Source organism: Streptomyces sp. YIM 121038 (assembly GCF_006088715.1).
In the GTDB taxonomy this organism is placed as follows: Bacteria; Actinomycetota; Actinomycetes; order Streptomycetales; family Streptomycetaceae; genus Streptomyces.
Window position 1 is genome coordinate 1,995,591 of record NZ_CP030771.1, and the last position, 17,571, is coordinate 2,013,161.

The 17,571-nt window shown below is 71.9% G+C and carries 15 protein-coding genes; 1 reads left to right on the top strand and 14 read right to left on the bottom strand.

From position 1 onward, the window contains the following. Positions 1 to 101: 101 nt before the first annotated feature. The 9 genes from aroB to C9F11_RS07940 all read right to left on the bottom strand — a co-directional run bounded on the left by aroB (position 102) and on the right by C9F11_RS07940 (position 9,606). Complete coding sequence (aroB, locus tag C9F11_RS07900) at positions 102 to 1,193, bottom strand: 3-dehydroquinate synthase (RefSeq protein ID WP_138958571.1); 1,092 nt, start codon at positions 1,191 to 1,193, stop codon at positions 102 to 104. Next, positions 1,190 to 1,672: a shikimate kinase gene (locus tag C9F11_RS07905; RefSeq protein WP_138966230.1), complete on the bottom strand. Its 483-nt coding sequence runs from the start codon at positions 1,670 to 1,672 to the stop codon at positions 1,190 to 1,192. Before C9F11_RS07905 ends, aroB begins: the two co-directional genes overlap by 4 nt. 53 nt (positions 1,673 to 1,725) lie before the next feature. Next, entirely contained in the window at positions 1,726 to 2,910 is a 1,185-nt protein-coding gene (gene aroC, locus C9F11_RS07910) for a chorismate synthase (protein ID WP_138958572.1), read from the bottom strand. 148 nt (positions 2,911 to 3,058) lie between these two features. Beyond that, a complete protein-coding gene (locus tag C9F11_RS07915) occupies positions 3,059 to 3,901 on the bottom strand; it encodes a shikimate dehydrogenase (protein ID WP_138958573.1) in 843 nt (280 codons plus the stop codon). Further along, the gene (mltG, locus tag C9F11_RS07920) at positions 3,882 to 5,549 is read right to left on the bottom strand and encodes an endolytic transglycosylase MltG (protein WP_138958574.1); all 1,668 of its coding nucleotides are present in this window, start codon (positions 5,547 to 5,549) and stop codon (positions 3,882 to 3,884) included. Before mltG ends, C9F11_RS07915 begins: the two co-directional genes overlap by 20 nt. Before the next feature lie 125 nt (positions 5,550 to 5,674). Further along, the gene (gene ruvX / locus C9F11_RS07925) at positions 5,675 to 6,148 is read right to left on the bottom strand and encodes a Holliday junction resolvase RuvX (RefSeq protein WP_138958575.1); all 474 of its coding nucleotides are present in this window, start codon (positions 6,146 to 6,148) and stop codon (positions 5,675 to 5,677) included. After that, a complete protein-coding gene (gene alaS, locus C9F11_RS07930; protein ID WP_138958576.1) occupies positions 6,145 to 8,817 on the bottom strand; it encodes an alanine--tRNA ligase in 2,673 nt (890 codons plus the stop codon). Before alaS ends, ruvX begins: the two co-directional genes overlap by 4 nt. After that, positions 8,817 to 9,170: a DUF6167 family protein gene (locus C9F11_RS07935; RefSeq protein ID WP_138958577.1), complete on the bottom strand. Its 354-nt coding sequence runs from the start codon at positions 9,168 to 9,170 to the stop codon at positions 8,817 to 8,819. The genes alaS and C9F11_RS07935 overlap by 1 nt, the downstream gene beginning before the upstream one ends. A 7-nt stretch (positions 9,171 to 9,177) precedes the next feature. Beyond that, positions 9,178 to 9,606: a DUF948 domain-containing protein gene (locus tag C9F11_RS07940; protein WP_030681106.1), complete on the bottom strand. Its 429-nt coding sequence runs from the start codon at positions 9,604 to 9,606 to the stop codon at positions 9,178 to 9,180. A 195-nt stretch (positions 9,607 to 9,801) separates the two neighbouring features. Here C9F11_RS07940 and C9F11_RS07945 point away from each other — a divergent pair, with 195 nt between their 5' ends. Continuing rightward, positions 9,802 to 12,039 (top strand): AAA family ATPase, encoded by a 2,238-nt coding sequence (locus C9F11_RS07945; protein ID WP_249401639.1) that lies wholly within the window; start codon positions 9,802 to 9,804, stop codon positions 12,037 to 12,039. 22 nt (positions 12,040 to 12,061) lie between these two features. Here C9F11_RS07945 and rpsD read toward each other — a convergent pair whose 3' ends face one another. From rpsD to C9F11_RS07970, 5 genes are all read right to left on the bottom strand, one after another. After that, on the bottom strand, positions 12,062 to 12,676 hold the full coding sequence (rpsD, locus tag C9F11_RS07950) for a 30S ribosomal protein S4 (RefSeq protein ID WP_138958578.1): 615 nt from the start codon (positions 12,674 to 12,676) through the stop codon (positions 12,062 to 12,064). 328 nt (positions 12,677 to 13,004) lie between these two features. Next, positions 13,005 to 14,360 (bottom strand): replication-associated recombination protein A, encoded by a 1,356-nt coding sequence (locus C9F11_RS07955; protein ID WP_138958579.1) that lies wholly within the window; start codon positions 14,358 to 14,360, stop codon positions 13,005 to 13,007. Positions 14,361 to 14,417: 57 nt separating this feature from the next. Next, on the bottom strand, positions 14,418 to 15,059 hold the full coding sequence (locus C9F11_RS07960) for a vitamin K epoxide reductase family protein (RefSeq protein WP_138958580.1): 642 nt from the start codon (positions 15,057 to 15,059) through the stop codon (positions 14,418 to 14,420). A gap of 314 nt (positions 15,060 to 15,373) precedes the next feature. Beyond that, positions 15,374 to 16,636 (bottom strand): histidine--tRNA ligase, encoded by a 1,263-nt coding sequence (hisS, locus tag C9F11_RS07965; RefSeq protein ID WP_138958581.1) that lies wholly within the window; start codon positions 16,634 to 16,636, stop codon positions 15,374 to 15,376. Positions 16,637 to 16,651: 15 nt separating this feature from the next. Next, positions 16,652 to 17,374, bottom strand: coding sequence for an MBL fold metallo-hydrolase (locus C9F11_RS07970; protein WP_138958582.1), 723 nt, complete (start codon positions 17,372 to 17,374; stop codon positions 16,652 to 16,654). Between the last annotated feature and the right edge of the window lie 197 nt (positions 17,375 to 17,571).

The window sequence follows — 17,571 nt, forward strand, 5'->3', positions numbered from 1 at the left end:
TGAACGGTACCGCCCCCGGCCGACGTTGTGTGAACGGCCGGGGCGGCCCCGAAGTGCCCGTGGCTTGTTTCGCTCCGCCCGCGCGCGGGCGGAGCGAACGGTCAGTCGGCGACCTCGCCGTACGCGGCGAGCAGCACCGCCGGATCCGGCCCCTCCAGGACGGTCGGCTTGCCGAGGCCGTCCAGGACGATGAAGCGCAGCAGGTCGCCACGGGACTTCTTGTCGACCTTCATCGTCTCCAGGAGCTTGGGCCACTGGTCGTAGCGGTAGCTCAGGGGCAGTCCGACGGACTCCAGGACCGTGCGGTGCCGGTCCGCCGTCTCGTCGTCCAACCGTCCGGCCACGCGACCGAGTTCGGCCGCGAAGTGCATGCCGACCGCGACGGCCGCGCCGTGGCGCCACTGGTAGCGCTCGTTCTTCTCGATGGCGTGCGCCAGCGTGTGCCCGTAGTTGAGGATCTCGCGCCGCCCGGACTCCTTCAGATCGCCGGAGACGACGTCGGCCTTGACCCTGATGGAGCGCTCGATCAGCTCGGCGGTGTGCGGCCCGGCGGGCGTGCGGGCCGCCTGCGGGTCGGCCTCGATCAGGTCGAGGATCGCGGGGTCCGCGATGAACCCGGCCTTGATGATCTCCGCGAGCCCGGAGACGTAGTCGTGCACCGGCAGCGAGTCCAGCGCCGCGAGGTCGCAGAGCACACCGGCGGGCGGGTGGAAGGAGCCGACCAGGTTCTTGCCCTCGGCGGTGTTGATGCCGGTCTTCCCGCCGACCGCCGCGTCCACCATGGCGAGCACGGTCGTGGGGACCGCGATCCAGCGCACCCCGCGCAGCCAGGTCGCGGCCACGAACCCGGCCACGTCGGTGGTGGCGCCGCCGCCCACACCGACGATCACGTCGGTGCGGGTGAAGCCGGACTGGCCGAGCGCCTTCCAGCAGTAGGCGGCGACCTCGGCGGTCTTGGCCTCCTCGGCGTTGGGCACCTGGATGGCCACCGCCTCGTACCCCTGGTCCGCCAGGTCCTGGCGGAGCGCCTCGCCGGTGTCGGCGAGCGCCTCGGGGTGGATGACGGCCACGCGCTTGGCCGAGCCGCCGATCAGGCCGCCGAGCTCACCGAGCAGCTGTCGCCCGACGAGCACCTCGTACGGCTCCGTGCCCGCCGTGCCGCCGACGGGGATCCGCGTCACTGCCTCACTCATGCTTCTGTCAACTCCAGGGCGTCGAGGACCGCTTCCGCGACCTCTTCGGGGGTCCGGCCGTCGGTGGCGACGACGGCGCGGGCGACTTCTTCGTACAGGGGACGGCGGGCGTCCATCAGCTCGCGCCACTGCTTGCGCGGATTGACGGCGAGCAGCGGCCGCGCGGTGCCGAGGCCGACGCGGCGCACCGCCTCCTCGACGTCCATCGAGAGGTAGACGACGGGCAGGCCGCGCAGCAGCGACCGGGTGCCCTCGTCGAGGACCGCGCCGCCGCCGAGGCCGAGTACGCCCTCGTGCCCGGCGACGGCGGCGCGCACCGCCGCGCGCTCCAGGGCGCGGAAGTGCTCCTCGCCGTCCTCGACGAAGATGTCGGAGATCTCGCGGCCCTCGGCCGCCACGATGTCCGCGTCGGTGTCCCGGTAGGGCAGGCCGAGCCGCTCGGCGAGCAGCCCGCCGACGGTGGACTTGCCGGAGCCCATGGGCCCGACGAGCACGATGCGCGGCGCGCCGGCGCCCTCCGGTGCCGGGGTGCTCACCGGATCTGGAGGTGGTCGAGGTACGACCGCACGTTGCGCCGGGTCTCCGGCACGCTGTCGCCGCCGAACTTCTCCGCGACCGCGTCCGCGAGGACGAGGGCGACCATGGCCTCGGCGACGATCCCGGCGGCCGGGACCGCGCACACGTCGGAGCGCTGGTGGTGGGCCTTGGTGGCCTCGCCGGTGGCCACGTCGACCGTGGCGAGCGCGCGCGGCACCGTCGCGATCGGCTTCATCGCCGCGCGCACGCGCAGCAGCTCACCGGTGGTCAGACCGCCCTCGGTGCCGCCGGAGCGGCCGGTGGTGCGCCGGATGCCCTCGTCCGTGGAGACGATCTCGTCGTGCGCCTGCGAGCCGGGCACGCGGGCGAGCTCGAAGCCGTCGCCGACCTCGACGCCCTTGATGGCCTGGATGCCCATGAGGGCCGCGGCGAGGCGCGCGTCCAGACGGCGGTCCCAGTGCACGTGCGAGCCGAGCCCGACGGGCACGCCGTAGGCGAGCACCTCGACGACGCCGCCGAGGGTGTCGCCGTCCTTGTGGGCCTGGTCGATCTCGGCGACCATCGCCTTCGACGCGTCGGCGTCCAGGCAGCGGACCGGGTCGGCGTCGAGGCGCTCCACGTCGGCGGGCGTCGGGTACACGCCGTAGGGGGCCTTGGCCTTCGCCAGCTCCACGACGTGGGAGACGATCTCGATCCCGGCCGTCTCCTTCAGGTACGAGCGGGCCACCGCGCCGAGCGCGACGCGGGCCGCGGTCTCGCGGGCGGAGGCGCGCTCCAGGACGGGCCGGGCCTCGTCGAAGCCGTACTTCTGCATGCCCGCGAGGTCGGCGTGGCCGGGGCGGGGGCGGGTCAGCGGCGCGTTGCGCGCCAGCTCGGCGAGCTCGGCCGGGTCGACCGGGTCGGCCGCCATGACCTGCTCCCACTTGGGCCACTCGGTGTTGCCCACCATGACCGCGATGGGCGAGCCCATGGTCAGGCCGTGGCGCACGCCGCCGAGGAAGGTGACCTCGTCACGCTCGAACTTCATGCGGGCGCCGCGTCCATAGCCGAGGCGGCGCCGGGCCAGGTGGTCCGCCACCATCTCCGTGGTGATCGGCACGCCGGCGGGAAGTCCCTCCAGCGTCGCGACGAGTGCGGGGCCGTGGGACTCCCCCGCGGTCAGCCAGCGCAACCTGCTCAACGGTGCTCCTCCTGCTCGCGCCTGGAACTGCGACGGCGCGACCGGGTGCGCGGCCTGGCCCGCCTCCCCTGATCCTCCCACGTCCGGCGCCCCGCACCGGCCCCGGTCCACTCGGCGGACACCGGGATGGGCAAGTCCGGGCCGGGGCTCAGCGCGCGGCCAGCGCCTGTTCGCCCGCCTTGCGCATGGCGTCGAGCGGCGCGGGCGAGCGCCCCGTCATCTGCTCGACCTGGAGGACGGCCTGGTGCACGAGCAGGTCGAGGCCGCTGACGACGGCCCCGCCGTACGCCGACCAGCGGGCCGCGAGGGCGGTGGGCCACGGGTCGTAGAGCACGTCGAAGAGCGTGGCGGGCCGCTCGGGCACCGCGTGGGACAGGGCGTCCGTGCTGCCCGCGGGGGTGGTGGCGATCACCAGCGGCGCTCGCAGGGCCCGCTCGGCGTCCGCCCAGTCGGCGGTGCGCACCTCGATGTCGAGCCGCTCGCCCCACTGCCGCATCTCGGCGGCGCGCTCCGCGCTGCGGACGTACGCGACGACCTCGCCGGTGCAGATCCGCGCAAGGGCGGCGAGGGCGGACGAGGCGGTGGCGCCCGCGCCCAGGACCGCGGCGGATTCGACCTGCTCGATGCCGCGCTCGCGCAGCGCCGCGACCATGCCGGGGATGTCGGTGTTGTCGCCGAGGAGCCGTCCGTCGTCCGTGCGCACGACCGTGTTGACGGCCTCCACGGACGCGGCGGTCTCGCTGACCTCGTCGAGCAGCGGCATCACCGCGCGCTTCAGCGGCATCGTGAGCGAGAGCCCCGCCCACGCGGGCCCGAGCCGCTCGACGAATCCGGGCAGCGCCGCCTCGTCGATCTCGAAGCGGTCGTAGCGCCACTCGGCGAGACCCAGCTCCTGGTACGCGGCGCGGTGCAGCACCGGGGAGAGGGAGTGGGCGATGGGCGATCCGAGTACGGCCGCCCGGTGCCGGGCCTCAGCCTCCTGTGCTCGCATTGAACTTGTCCTTCAGCTTCAGGAATTCGGCGTGGGTCTTGGCGAATTCGGTCTTGTTCATGCCGTCGGTGGCGACGAAGTAGAGCCAGCCGTCCGTCGACGGATTGAGTGCCGCCTTCAGTGCCACCTCGCCCGGATTTCCGATGGGCCCCGGCGGCAGTCCCGTGTGCTTGTACGTGTTGTACGGGTCGGGGTTGGTCTTGATCTCGCTCTCGCTGATCTTGATCTTGCTCTGGCCCATCAGGTAATTGAAGGTCGAGTCGAATTGGAGATAGCCGACCGTCTCCATGTTGCCGGGCTTGAGCCGGTTGTAGATGACCTCGGCCATCTTGCGGAAGTCCTCGTGGGTCTTGCCCTCGGCCTGGACCAGGCTCGCGACCGTGATGAGCTCGAAGGGGTTCTTGAGCTTCAGCTCCTTGGCCTTGCCCTCGACGCCCAACTCGTCGTATTCCTCGGTGGCTTGGGCGACCATCTTCTTCAGGACGTCCGCGGGCTTCTGGCCCTTGGCGACCGGATAGCTGGAGGGGTAGAGGAAGCCTTCGAGCGGGTCCTTGACCTTGCTGCCCATGTTGGCGACGGCCCACTGGGGAAGCCCGAGCTGCTTCCAGTCCTTCTGGGCGATGTTCTTCGTGGTGCCCTCGTCGAGTTCGAGCCGCTCGTCGATCTGCTTGTACACCCACGCATTCCGCTTGCCTTCCGGAATGATGAGGTTGTCGCGGCTCTTCGGGCTGAGCATCAATTCAAGGGCGGCGGCGGCCGACATCTCTTTCTTGAGCGTGTAGACGCCCGCCTGGATCTTCTGGCCCTCGGGGTTCTTGCCCTGCGCGGAGACGAACGCGTCGACGCTCTTGACGACCCCGGCGTCCTTGAGCGCCTGGCCGATGGCGCCGCCGGTGGCGCCCTTGTTGATCGTGACCGTCGCCTTGGCGTCGATGCCGTCGCCCGTGTAGTCCGGGGCCGTGCCGAAACGATCCTGGTAGAACTGGTAGCCGAAGTACCCGACCCCGCCGATGCCGCCCGCGAACACCGCGGCCACGACCAGACAGGCGCAGCCGCTGCGCCGTTTCTTGGGTTTCTTGCCGCCGCGGCCGCGCCGCTCGCTCCGGCTGCCGCGGGCCGCGTCATCGCGGTCCTCGTCCTCGTCGCCGCCCGCGAAGAAGGCGTGCTCGCCCTGGTCGGGGCCGGGATCCCAGCCGGTCTCGTGGTCGGGCTCGGGGGCGGGGCGGCGCCGGCCCGGCGGCTCGGGCGGCGGATACGCCTCGGGCGTGCCGTAGAAGTCCGGGCGCTCCTCGCCGTACGCGGCGGGCTGCTGCTGCCCGTAGGGGTCGGCCGGATCGCCGCCGTAGGGGACCTGGCCGGGCCGGCCGGTGTCCCAGCCGCCGTCGTGCGGCTGGGGACCGCCGTTGTACTGCGCCTGCAGGGGGTCGTACCCCTGCTGATGACCGTAGGACTGCTGCTGGCCCGCGTCCCACTCGCCGTACGGCTGCTGGGGGTGGGCCTGCTGCGGCTGCTGCGGGTGGTACTGCCCCTGGCCGCCGTAGGGGGACTGGCCGTCGGCGGCCTGCTGTCCTCCCCATCCGCCGTCCCCGTACAACGGGTCCTCCGGATGCCACGGTTCGGAGCCTGGGCCCCGGCCATACTCAGTCATCGATCCCCTACGAGCCGCGAGGCGGGGGCCGCCGTCTGGATCCCAGGGCAACCGTTCCGCCTCTTGATGCTGTGTAGCGGCTGTTCGAACGCCGCCACACCGCGCGGAACGTTACCGTATCGCGATCAGATGACCACTTCGACGCCCTCACCCGGAGCCTCGCCTGACGCCCGTTCGGACTCCAGGGCCTGCTGCAGGATGATGACCGCCGCGGCCTGATCGATGACAGACCTGCCCTTTTTGGACTTCACCCCGGAGGCGCGCAGTCCCTGACTGGCCGTCACTGTGGTCATCCTCTCGTCCACGAGCCTCACCGGAACGGGGGCGATCCCGGCGGCGAGCTCCTGGGCGAAGGCGCGGACCTTGACGGCGGCCGGGCCCTCGCCCCCCTTGAGGGAGCGAGGGAGTCCGACCACGACCTCGATGGGCTCGTACTCCTCCACGAGCTGGCGAAGGCGGCGGTGGGCGGCCGGGACGTCCCGGCCCGGCACCGTCTCCACCGGCGTCGCGAGGATCCCGTCGGGGTCGCACGAGGCGACCCCGATCCGGGCGTCCCCGACGTCGATCGCCAGGCGGCGGCCGCGTCTGACGGAGCTCATCGGGCGGTTTCGCCGACGAGGCGCTCGACGGCGGCGATGGCGTCGCCGACGGCGGCCACGTTCTGGCCACCGCCCTGGGCGACGTCCGGCTTGCCGCCGCCTCCGCCGCCGAGGGTCTTGGCGGCGGTGCGGACCAGGTCACCGGCCTTCAGACCGCGCTCACGCGCGGCCTCGTTGGTGGCGATGACCGTGAGGGGCTTGCCGTTGGCCGAGGTGAACAGGGCGACCACGGCCGGGCGGTCGCCGGGGATGCGGCCGCGCACGTCGAGGACCAGCTTGCGCAGGTCGTCGGCGCCCGTACCGTCCGGGACCTGGCCGGTGACCAGGGCGATGCCGCCCACGTCCTTGGCGCCCTTGGCGAGACCGGCGGCGGCCGCGAGGACCTTCTCCGCGCGGAACTTCTCGATCTCCTTCTCGGCGTCCTTCAGCTTGGCGAGCATGCCGGAGATCTTCTCGGGCAGCTCCTCCGGACGGCCCTTGACCAGCTCCTGGAGCTGGGCGACGACCGTGTGCTCCTTGGCCAGGAAGTTGTACGCGTCCACGCCGACCAGGGCCTCGATGCGGCGCACGCCGGAGCCGATGGAGGACTCGCCGAGCAGCTTCACGAGACCCAGCTGGGCGGTGTTGTGCACGTGGGTGCCGCCGCACAGCTCCTTGGAGAAGTCACCGATGGTCACCACGCGCACGCGCTCGCCGTACTTCTCGCCGAACTCGGCGATGGCGCCCGCCTTCTTGGCCTCGTCCAGGGACATGACCTCGGCCTGGACGTCCAGCTCGCGGGAGAGGACCTCGTTGATCCGCTGCTCGACGTCCGTCATCACGGCCGTGGGCACGGCGGACGGCGAGCCGAAGTCGAACCGGAAGCGGCCCGGCTGGTTCTCGGAACCGGCCTGGGCGGCCGTCGGGCCGAGGGCGTCGCGCAGCGCCTGGTGCGTGAGGTGCGTGGCGGAGTGGGCGCGGGCGATGGCGCGGCGGCGGTGGGAGTCGATCGAGGCCCACACCGGGGCGCCGACCGTGACCTCGCCGACCTGCACGACGCCCTTGTGGACGTGCACGCCCGGCACCGGCTTCTGGACGTCGCGGACCTCGATGACGGCGCCGCTGTCCAGGCGGATGCGGCCGGTGTCGCCGATCTGGCCGCCGCCCTCGGCGTAGAACGGGGTGCGGTCCAGGACGACCTCGACCTCGTCACCCTCGGTGGCGGCGGGCGAGGAGGCGCCGTTGACCAGGAGGCCGACGATCACGGCCTCGTTCTCGGTCAGGCTGTAGCCGGTGAAGTCGGTGGCGCCGGAGCTGTCGGCGATCTCGCGGTAGGCGCCCATGTCCGCGTGGCCGGTCTTCTTGGCCTGGGCGTCGGCCTTGGCGCGCTCCCGCTGCTCCTTCATCAGGCGGCGGAAGCCGTCCTCGTCCACGGTCAGGCCCTGCTCGGCGGCCATCTCCAGGGTGAGGTCGATCGGGAAGCCCCAGGTGTCGTGGAGCAGGAACGCCTTGTCGCCCGGCAGCACGCTGGAACCGGCGGCCTTGGTGTCGCTGACGGCCGTGTCGAGGATGTTCGTGCCGCCCTTGAGGGCCTTGAGGAAGGCGGCCTCCTCGGCGAGCGCGACGGTCTCGATGCGCTTGCGGTCGGTGAGCAGCTCCGGGTACTGCTCGCCCATGGTCTTGATGACCGAGTCGACGAGCTCCGCGACGACGGGGCCGGTGGCGCCGAGCAGGCGCATGTTGCGGATGGCGCGGCGCATGATGCGGCGCAGGACGTAGCCACGGCCCTCGTTGCCGGGGGTGACGCCGTCGCCGATGAGCATCACGGAGGTGCGCATGTGGTCGGCGACCACGCGCAGCGAGACGTCCGAGCCGTGCTCGGCGCCGTAGCGCACGCCGGTCAGCTCGGTGGCCTTGTCGATGACGACGCGCAGGGTGTCGGTCTCGTACATGTTCTGTACGCCCTGCAGGATCATGGCCAGGCGCTCCAGGCCGAGACCCGTGTCGATGTTCTTCGACGGCAGGTCGCCGAGGATCGGGAAGTCCTCCTTGCCCGTGCCCGCGCCGCGCTCGTACTGCATGAAGACCAGGTTCCAGATCTCCACGTAGCGCTCGTCGTTGACGGCCGGGCCGCCCTCCTCGCCGAACTCGGGACCGCGGTCGTAGTTGATCTCGGAGCACGGGCCGCAGGGGCCGGGCACGCCCATGGACCAGAAGTTCGGGCCCATGCCCAGGCGCTGGATGCGCTCGGCGGGGACGCCGATCACGTCGCGCCAGATGCGCTCCGCCTCGTCGTCCTCCTTGTAGACGGTGATCCAGAGCTTCTCCGGGTCCAGGCCGTAACCGCCCTTGTCCTGGGGCGAGGTGAGCAGCTCCCAGGCGAGCTTGATCGCGCCTTCCTTGAAGTAGTCACCGAAGGAGAAGTTGCCGCACATCTGGAAGAACGTGCCGTGCCGGGTCGTCTTGCCGACCTCTTCGATGTCCGGCGTGCGCACGCACTTCTGGACGCTGGTGACGCGCGGGGCGGGCGGCTTGGTCTCACCCAGGAAGTAGGGCTTGAAGGGCACCATGCCCGCGGGGACGAGGAGCAGCGTCGGGTCGTCCGCGATCAGTGACGCCGACGGCACGACCTTGTGCCCACGCTCCTCGAAGAAGCTCAGCCAGCGGCGACGGATTTCAGCCGACTCCATCAGTGGTCCTCATTCCGGTTGTACGAGTACGTCGTGTCCGTCGTGTTCGCGAGGGACTTGGGGTTCTTCTTGGTGGCGGGCTCGACGAGCGCGAGGCGGCGCTGGGCGGGCAGCTCGGGGTCGACCGGGGCGTTCAGCCCGAGGGCGTCCCCCAGCTCGGCCTCCCGCTCGGCCATGCCGTCACGGACGTCGAGTGCGAAGTCCTTGAGCCGGTGCCCGGCCTCGACGGCCTTGTCGGCGGCGCGCGCGGCGAGGCTCTCCGGGGTGAGCTGCTTCAGCTTGCGGTTGACCTTGGTGGTGGCCCAGACGCCGGCGGCCGCGCCCGCGGTGAACCAGAACGTACGTCGGAACATCGCTGCGTCAGTCCTTCTTCCGCTTGCCCCGCCGTGCCGACGGGAGGGTGCGGCCCACGATCACCGTACGACGGGACGGCTTGGCGGGCACTTCCTTACGGCTGATGGCCCGGCGCACTCCGTAGCCGAACGCCGCGACCTTGACCAGGGGGCCGCCGAAGGTGGAGGCCACGGTCGTCGACAGCGCCGACGCGTTCGACGTGACCTCCTGGACGTCGGAGGCGATGGCGTCCACGCGGTCGATCTGGGTCTGCGCGGAGCGCACCGCCGTCGACGCGTCGGCGAGGAGCGGCACCGCCTGCTCGGTCACGTCCGCGACGAGCTTGGTGGTCGCCCTGAGCGTCTGCGCCAGCCTCGCCAGCGCCACCGCCAGGAAGGAGACCAGAATCGCCCAGAAGACGGCCACCAGGATCCCGGCCACCTCTCCACCGGACACTGTGCACCGCTCCCTGAGACACCGCCCTGGATTCCAGGGTCGTCGAACGTCGAAAAGTCGTGCTCCGACCCTATCGCGCCGGGGCCCCGGCTCCGTACCGCATTACCGCACGCGGCACTTGGAGCGGGGGGCTTGCACGGAACTGACGCGAGCTGATTGTACGTACCGCTTACGCGTGAGTACGCTCCGTACCCCATGCGACGCCCTCAGCGCCCCGACGACCGTCGGAACGATTCAGCAGCCGCCGCCGGCCCGTCGTCCCCGCCCCCGGACCCGGCGGCGGACGGCCCCGCGGGCAACCTCCCGGCGGAGCTCACCGCCTTCGTGGGGCGCGGCGCCGAACTGACCGCCCTCACCGAGGCGTTGGCGGCCGCCCGGCTGATCACGGTGACCGGGGTCGGCGGCGTCGGCAAGTCCCGGCTCGCGGCGCGGGCGGCCGCCGCCGTCCGGCCGCGCGACGGCGCCTGGCTGGTGGAGCTGGACTCCGTGCGCGACCCCGAGCTCGTGGAACACGCGCTCGCCAGCGCCCTGGAGCTGACCGACCACACGAGCCGCTCGCCCCGCCAGGTGCTGCTCGACCGGCTCGCCGGGCGGGAACTGCTGCTCGTGGTGGACGGGTTCGAGCACCTCGTGGCGGCCACCGCCTCCCTGGTGCGCGACCTCCTCGTGCGCTGCCCGGGCCTGCGGGTCCTCGCCGCCGGACGCAGGCCCCTCGGCATGGCGGGCGAGCGCGTCTTCCCGCTCGCGCCGATGGCGGAGCCGGACGCGGCGGCCCTGTTCGCCGAGCGGGCCGCGGCCTGCCTGCCCGGCTTCGCCCTCGACGGCGGCCACCGCACCGAGGTCCTGGAGCTGTGCCGCCGCCTGGACGGCATCCCGCTCGCCCTGGAGCTCGCCGCCGGACGGCTGCGGGCGCTCTCGCCGGGGCAGCTGCTCGCCCGCCTGGACGACCGCTTCCGGCTCCTGACCGGGGCCCACCGCGATCTGCTGCCCCGGCACCAGACGCTGCGTACGGCGATCGGCTGGAGCCACGAGCTGTGCACGGCACAGGAGCGGCTGCTGTGGACCCGGCTCTCGGTGTTCTCCGGGCCCTTCGACCTGGAGGCCGTCGAGTACGTGTGCAGCGGCGACGGGCTGCTCGCCGAGGAGGTGCTCGACCTCGTCGACGAGCTGCTCGCGCAGTCGGTCCTGACCCGCGAGGACAGCCCCACGGGCGTGCGCTACCGCATGCTCGACACCGTCAGGGCGTACGGTGCCGAGTGGCTGCGGGCGACCGGGGACACCGCGCGGATGCGGCGCAGGCACCGCGACTGGTACATGGGCCTGGCCACCTGGTGCGAGCTGGACTGGTTCTCGCCCCGGCAGGCCGAGGTCGCCACGCTCGTCGAGTGCGAGCTGCCCAATCTGCGGGCCGCCCTGGAGTTCTGTCTGACCGAGCCGGAGGAGACGCACCTCGGCCAGTACCTCGCGGGCACGCTGTGGTTCTGCTGGGTGGGCTGCGGGCGGCTCGCGGAGGGCAGGCACTGGCTGGACCGGGCCGCGGACCTGGAGGGCGGCCACGAGGAGTCGCGCCTGAAGGCGCTGTGGGTGCTCGGCTACGTGGCGATCCTGCAGGGCGACACGGTGCCCGCGCTGTGCGCGCTCCAGGAGTGCCAGGACACCGCCGAGCGCACGGGCAGCGCCGTCGCGGCGGCGTACGCCGTGCACCGTCTGGGCTGTCTCGCCCTGGTCTCGGACGACATGCCGCGCGCGGAGCGGCTGCTGCGCACCGCCCTCGACGCCTACCGGCGCATCGGCGAGCTGAACAGCAACGTGCTGATGGGCCAGGTGGAGCTGGCGATGACCCTGGCCTTCCAGGGGTCCCTCGGTGACGCCGTGGCGCTGTGCGAGGACGTGCGGCAGGTGTGCGAGGACCACGGCGAGCGCTGGACGCTGGCCTACGCGCTGTACGTCCTCGGGTACGCGGCGTGGACGCGGGGCGAGCCGGACCTCGCGCGCGAGCTCGTGACGCGCTGCCTCGACCTCGACCACGCCTTCCACGACCTGCTCGGCACGGTCCTCGCGGTGGAGCTGCTCGCGCTGTTCACGGTGACGGAGGGCGACGCGGCGGAGGCGGCCGTGCTCCAGGGCGTGGCCTCACGGATCTGGCCGTCGGTGGGGCTGCCGCTGTTCGGTTCGCAGTACTTCGGCGGCCCGCACGCGCTGTGCGAGGCGCGGGCCAGGGAGCGGCTGGGCGACGAGCTGTACGAGGCCCAGCTGCGGGCCGGGGCCCTGCTGCCGCCGGACGCGGCGGTGGCGCGGGCGCTCGGCCGGGGCGGCGCCGCGGCCCCGGGGCCGCGGCGCGGCAGGCGCGCGGCACGGGCCGAAGGACCGGCCCCCCACACGCGCGAACCCGCCGCCTCCCCGACCCGTAAGGGCGGGGAGACGGCGGGCTGAGCCAGGTGAGGCTACGTCCGGATCAGCGGGCGTAGTACTCGACGACGAGCTGCTCGTCGCAGATCACGGGGATCTCCTTGCGGTTCGGCTCGCGGTCCAGGCGGAAGGCCAGGGCCTTCAGGTTGACCTGGAGGTAGCGCGGGGTCTCGCCGTCGGCGGCGAAGCCACCCTCGCGCGCGACCTCGAACAGCGGCTTCTGGCGGCTGCGCTCGCGGACCATGACGACGTCGTCCGGCTTCACACGGAAGGACGGCTTGTCGACCTTGTGGCCGTTGACCTCGATGTGGCCGTGGACGACCATCTGACGGGCCTGGTAGATCGTGCGGGCGATGCCCGAACGCAGGACCAGGGCGTCGAGACGACGCTCCAGCTCGATGACCAGGGCCTCACCGGTCTTGCCCTGGGTCTTGGCGGCACGCTCGTAGGCGCGGACGAGCTGACGCTCGGACACGTCGTACTGCGCGCGCAGACGCTGCTTCTCGAGCAGACGGACCTTGTAGTCCGAGTTCTGCTTGCGGCCGCGGCCGTGCTCGCCCGGCGGGTAGGGGCGGGCCTCGAAGTACTTGACGGCCTTCGGGGTCAGCGCGATGCCGAGGGCACGCGACTTCTTGACCTTGGGGCGGGACTGGTTCGCCATGAACCAAACACCTCTGCTCTTCTGTACGAAATCGGCTTCACCAGGGTTAGGGGAGGTCACATCCGCAGCCCGGGAAACCCGGCGGGCCCCTGAGGGACACACCCGGCAGCCGCTCCTGGGTCTGGGCACTATGTGCAGCACGCGAGTGGCCCACCGACCGCTTCCCCTCGGGGGATGGTGGTGGGCTGCCCGCGACACCTTCGACGGTGCGCGACGCTCCTGGAGATCCCCGCCCGGGGGCCGGATCTCCGGCTGGATGTCCCGCTCTGGTGGTGCCGGTACGGGACCGGACACGGGACTCAGCACTTCGGGGAAGTCTACAGGCTGCTCAGGGCCGCTTGCGACCCAGGTGTTTCCTGGTCCACTCCACCGCGTCCGCGTAGCGCGCCTCAGTGCCGTGGCGGGTGGGGGTGTAGTACGTGCGGTCCTTGAGGGCGTCCGGGGCGTACTGCTGGGGGGCGATGCCCTCGGCCAGGTCGTGCGGGTAGACATAGCCCTGGGCGTGGCCCAGCTTGGCCGCGCCCTTGTAGTGGCCGTCGCGCAGATGGGGCGGGACCGGGCCCGCGTGGCCCTTGCGGACGTCTTCGAGGGCGGCGCCGATCGCCGTCGTCGCCGCGTTCGACTTCGGGGCGAGGGCGAGGGCGATGGTGGCGTGGCTCAGGGTCAGCGCGGCCTCGGGGAAGCCGATCATGGCGACGGCCTGGGCCGCGGCGACGGCGATGGGCAGGGCGTTGGGGTCGGCCAGGCCGATGTCCTCGCTCGCGGAGATCATCAGGCGGCGGGCGATGAACCGGGGGTCCTCGCCCGCCTCGATCATCCGGGCCAGATAGTGCAGGGCCGCGTCCACGTCCGAGCCCCGGATGGACTTGATGAGGGCGCTCGCGACGTCGTAGTGCTGGTCGCCCGCGCGGTCGTACTTCACCGCCGCGCGGTCGACGGACTCCTCCAGGGTCTGGAGCGTGATCTCCTTCTCGCCCTTGGCGAGGGCCGCGCCCGCGCCCGCCTCCAGGGCGGTCAGGGCCCGGCGCGCGTCACCGCCGGCGATCCGCAGGAGGTGCGCCTCGGCCTCCTCGGGCAGGGTGACCGCTCCCCCCAGGCCGCGCTCCTCGGTGAGGGCGCGCCGCAGCAGGCCGCGCAGGTCGTCGTCCGTGAGCGGCTCCAGGGTCAGGAGCAGGGAGCGGGACAGGAGCGGGGAGATCACCGAGAAGTACGGATTCTCGGTGGTCGCCGCGATCAGGGTCACCCAGCGGTTCTCGACGGCGGGGAGCAGGGAGTCCTGCTGGGCCTTGCTGAAGCGGTGGATCTCGTCGAGGAAGAGGACCGTCTCCTTGCCGTGGCCGCCCATGGCCCGGCGGGCGCCGTCGATGACCGCGCGGACCTCCTTGACGCCCGCGGTGATCGCGGACAGCTCCACGAAGCGCTTGTTCGTCGCCTTGGAGACCACGTACGCCAACGTCGTCTTGCCGATGCCGGGCGGGCCCCACAGGAACACCGAGGACGGTCCCGCGGGCCCGCCGCTGCCCTCGCCGACGAGGCGGCGCAGCGGCGAACCGGGCCGCAGCAGATGCTGCTGGCCGACGACTTCGTCGATCGTGCGCGGGCGCATGCGGACGGCCAGAGGACTGCTCGCCGGGTCCTTCTCCTGGCGGTCCTCTGCTGCGGCGGTGAACAGGTCGGGCTCCACGTCGAGAACCCTATGCCACCCCACTGACAATCGGTCCGGGGCCGCCGGTGCGCGGGCTCAGGCCCAGAGGTCGGTGCCCCAGCGCGTGAAGATCAGTACGGCGATCACGCCGACGTGCATGACCGGCAGCGCCCAGGTGAAGTCCTCGAAGAAGCTCTTCAGCCAGCGCGGGGCGGCCAGGAAGCCGTTGCGGACGTTGAAGGACGTCACGTACCAGAACATCAGGATCGTGGCGACCCACGCCAGGCAGCACCACAGGCACAGCGCGTTGATCCGGTACAGCGACTGGAACTGCAGCCACGTGCAGAACCCCACGCCGAACAGCGTGCCCGCGTTGAACGTGAGCCAGTACCACCGCGGGAACCGCGCCCCGGCCAGCAGGCTCATCCCCACGCCGATCACCACGGCGTAGGCCGCGAGCCCCAGCATCGGGTTCGGGAACCCGAACGCCTCCGCCTGGTCGCTCTTCATGATGCTGCCGCAGGCCACCACCGGGTTGATGCTGCATCCGGGCTGGAAGTTCGGGTCCTTCAACAGCTCGAACTTGTCGAGCGTGATGATCCACGAGGCCCACAGCCCCGCCACACCCGTGACCACCAGAAGCAGCGCGAACGCCCGGCTCCCGCCGACGGAACCGGACACGTCCGCACGGTCCTCGCCCGGAGCGGCGCCGTCCTTCACTGACTGCTGCACTGACATCGGTTTGCTCATCACGCCGTTTCCATCGCTCGTGGGTGGCCCGGGGCAGGGTCATTGTGCCGCAAGCTCCTGTGTGTCCACTGTCGGGTGGACATAAGGGGACACCTACGAGGGGGACGGCGTGCTGCGGTGACCATCACGTTGGACTGCGGCACCCGTGACCTTCAGCCGTACGGGCCGTTGAGCACCGCGCTTCCCTTTTCCCTGCTGACGCGGGGGTGATCCGGGCGCCATGAAAAACGCCAACCGGAGGGGAGCGTGCTCCCTGTTGCGGGGCGGGGCCGGAGGGCGCGTCGTCCTCCGGCCCCTCGGCCTCACGCGAGCCGCGTGCGCAGCTCCTCGACGACCGCGTCCAGCGCCACCGCCGTCTGCTCCCCCGTCGCCATCTCCTTCAGCTGGACCACGCCCTCGTCGAGGTCGCGCTCACCCGCGACGATCGCGAACCGCGCGCCGGAGCGGTTGGCCGCCTTCATCGCCGCCTTCAGGCCCTTCCCGCCGTACGAGAAGTCCGCCGCGATCCCGGCCTTGCGCAGCTCGGTGACCTTGCCGAAGAGCACCCGCCTCGCCTCCTCGCCGAGCGGCACCGCGAACACGCTGGTGGCCGCCGGCAGCTCCAGGGAGACGCCCTCCGCCTCCAGGGCGAGCACCGTGCGGTCCACGCCGAGCGCCCAGCCGACGGACGGCAGCGCGGGGCCGCCGATCATCTCGGACAGGCCGTCGTAGCGGCCGCCGCCGCCGACGGCGGACTGCGAGCCGAGGCCGTCGTGGACGAACTCGAAGGTCGTGCGCGTGTAGTAGTCGAGGCCGCGGACCAGCTTCGGGTCGTCCTCGTACACCACGCCCGCCGCCGTCAGGAGCTCGCGCACCTGCTCGTGGTACGCCTTGCAGCCGTCGCACAGGTAGTCGCGCAGGAGCGGGGCGCCGACGAGCTGCTGCTGCACCTCGGGACGCTTGTCGTCCAGGACGCGCAGCGGGTTGATGTCGATGCGGCGGCGCGTCTCCTCGTCCAGGTCGAGCGCGCGCAGGAAGTCCTGGAGCGCGGCGCGGTAGACGGGGCGGCACTCCTTGTCGCCGAGCGAGTTCAGCAGGATGCGGAACTGCTTCAGGCCGAGGGAGCGGTAGGCCTGGTCGGCCAGGATGATCAGCTCGGCGTCGAGCGCCGGGTCCTCGGCACCGATGGCCTCCGCGCCGACCTGCGAGAAGTGGCGGTAGCGGCCCTTCTGCGGGCGCTCGTAGCGGTAGTACGAGCCCGAGTACCAGAGCTTGACCGGGAGGTTGCCCGCCTTGTGCAGGTTGGCCTCCAGGGCGGCGCGCAGCACGGACGCGGTGCCTTCGGGGCGCAGGGCGAGCTTGTCGCCGCCCTTGGTCTCGAAGGCGTACATCTCCTTGGTGACGATGTCCGTGGACTCGCCGACGCCGCGCGCGAACAGCTCGACGTTCTCGAAGCCGGGGGTCTCCACATAGCCGTACCCGGAGTTGCGCAGGGGGGCCGCGATGGCCTCGCGCACCGCCAGATACGTCGCGGAGGCGGGCGGCAGCAGGTCGTACGTGCCCTTGGGGGCCTTGAAGGTGCTCACTTCAGCAGTCTCTCGTCACATTCCTCGTCGGGGTGCGGACGTCGGGTCCGCGCCCCGGCCTTGGCGGTCGGCGGCCACCTGCCGCAGATACGGGTTGGTGGCGCGCTCCTGGCCGATGGTCGTCTGGGGGCCGTGGCCCGAAAGCACCACGGTCGAGTCGTCGAGCGGCAGGCACACCCGGGCCAGCGACTCGAGGATCTCGGGGTGGGAGCCGCCGGGCAGGTCGGTGCGTCCGATGGAGCCGGCGAACAGCAGGTCGCCCGAGAAGAAGACCGACGGGATGTCGGCCGTCTCGGGCATCCTGAAGGTCACCGACCCCCTCGTATGGCCCGGCGCGTGCGCGACGGTGAGGTCGAGCCCGGCGAGGCTGAGGTTCGCCCCGTCCGTCAGCTCCCGCAGGTCGTCGGGCTCCCCGACCGTCAGCTCGCCCATGAGCTGGGCCCCGATGGAGCGGCCGAGGGCCTTCTCCGGGTCGCTCATCATGTACCGGTCCTCGGGGTGGATCCAGGCGGGCACGTCGTGCGCGCCGCAGACCGGGACGACCGAGGCGACGTGGTCGAGGTGGCCGTGGGTGAGGATCACGGCGACGGGCTTGAGCCGATGCTTCTTGAGCGCTTCCTCGACGCCCGGGGCGGCCTCGTGCCCCGGGTCGATGATCACGCACTCCTCGCCTGCGGCGGGGGCGACCAGATAGCAGTTGGTGCCCCAGGCTCCGGCGGGAAACCCGGCAATGAGCACGATCGTCCTTCGTTGTGGTCGTACGGCTGAGTGGCAGCGGAGATTGCGGCGGGTCAGAGCCTACCGGCGCTGCCGATTCCACAGCCAACCCATATACGGTACGGGGCACGCGCGGCCCCTCGTGCCGCGCGCCGACGACAGCAGACCGACAGCGGACGACGTACGTGTGCGTGCGGCACGTGCGCCCTCGCGTACGG

Coding starts and splice junctions, on each gene's coding strand:
- rpsD (WP_138958578.1), bottom strand. CDS start 12,676: ATGGCGAACCAGTCCCGCCCCAAGGTCAAGAAGTCGCGTGCCCTCGGC.
- C9F11_RS07960 (WP_138958580.1), bottom strand. CDS start 15,059: ATGTCAGTGCAGCAGTCAGTGAAGGACGGCGCCGCTCCGGGCGAGGAC.
- C9F11_RS07945 (WP_249401639.1), top strand. CDS start 9,802: ATGCGACGCCCTCAGCGCCCCGACGACCGTCGGAACGATTCAGCAGCC.
- aroB (WP_138958571.1), bottom strand. CDS start 1,193: ATGAGTGAGGCAGTGACGCGGATCCCCGTCGGCGGCACGGCGGGCACG.
- C9F11_RS07905 (WP_138966230.1), bottom strand. CDS start 1,672: ATGGGCTCCGGCAAGTCCACCGTCGGCGGGCTGCTCGCCGAGCGGCTC.
- alaS (WP_138958576.1), bottom strand. CDS start 8,817: ATGGAGTCGGCTGAAATCCGTCGCCGCTGGCTGAGCTTCTTCGAGGAG.
- ruvX (WP_138958575.1), bottom strand. CDS start 6,148: ATGAGCTCCGTCAGACGCGGCCGCCGCCTGGCGATCGACGTCGGGGAC.
- mltG (WP_138958574.1), bottom strand. CDS start 5,549: ATGACTGAGTATGGCCGGGGCCCAGGCTCCGAACCGTGGCATCCGGAG.
- C9F11_RS07935 (WP_138958577.1), bottom strand. CDS start 9,170: ATGTTCCGACGTACGTTCTGGTTCACCGCGGGCGCGGCCGCCGGCGTC.
- C9F11_RS07915 (WP_138958573.1), bottom strand. CDS start 3,901: ATGCGAGCACAGGAGGCTGAGGCCCGGCACCGGGCGGCCGTACTCGGA.